The 787-nt window shown below is 51.0% G+C and carries 2 protein-coding genes; both read right to left on the reverse strand.

Annotated features, from left to right (window positions below; genetic code table 11):
- Positions 1-116: DUF4315 family protein (locus OCV63_RS17355; RefSeq protein WP_158365453.1), on the reverse strand; the 116-nt coding region annotated here is incomplete at its 3' end.
- A 28-nt stretch (positions 117-144) separates the two neighbouring features.
- The coding region (locus OCV63_RS17360) for a CHAP domain-containing protein (protein WP_158365455.1) at positions 145-787 on the reverse strand (643 nt) is incomplete at its 5' end.

Below are 787 nucleotides of genomic sequence, written 5' to 3' on the forward strand. Positions count from 1 at the left end.
TTCTCTGCCTCCGTTTTCTGTGCTTCCAGGGTCTTGAGCTTTTCCTGATATTCCGCAATCTTCTCACGGGTTTTCTCAATTTCCTGGTCGATACGTTCAATTTTGTTTTTTGCCATAACCGTTCACTCCTTTCCACAAAGTCTGTTACCAGTTCATCAGACCATAGCCTTTAATGCTTTGATAATTCAGGTCATAACTTTTGATCTTGCAGGCATCGCCGGAATTTCCCTCCACGGTATAAACACGGCTGCCATCCGTACCGATCACGATACCCACATGGTCTGCTGTCCCATCCAAATCCCAATCAAAGAAAATTGCATCTCCGGGAGCCAGATTGTTATAGCCTCTTGCACCCCATTGTCCATGAGACTGGAACCACGGAACGCCCTGCCACTCACAGCCTGCAAAGCGCGGTTCACTTTTTCCAGCCTGGTTATAACACCAGGATACAAAGCAGGCGCACCACTCCACGCGGCTGTCAAAGCCATACCAGCTCCAATAAGGATAGCCGCCCACATTGCCCACCTGACGCTTGGCCAGTTCCACCAGCTGAGGATTGCCGGGGCGGGTACCGTTAATGAACTGCACACCGGACAGATCTTCCGAGCCGCTGGTATCAGGGGAACCGCCGCCAAACAACAGCGGCTTATTGCCCATGGTCTGTCGGTAGACCTGATACATTTCCATCTGCTCCGGGGTCAGAATCTCCGACGCCACAGCGGAAATGGGCTTGCTGGTGAGTTTCACATTCAAAATGTAATACTCATAGGGGACTTCTTCTGAGGTG

The organism is Laedolimicola ammoniilytica (assembly GCF_025567165.1).
Classification (GTDB): Bacteria; Bacillota; Clostridia; order Lachnospirales; family Lachnospiraceae; genus Laedolimicola; species Laedolimicola ammoniilytica.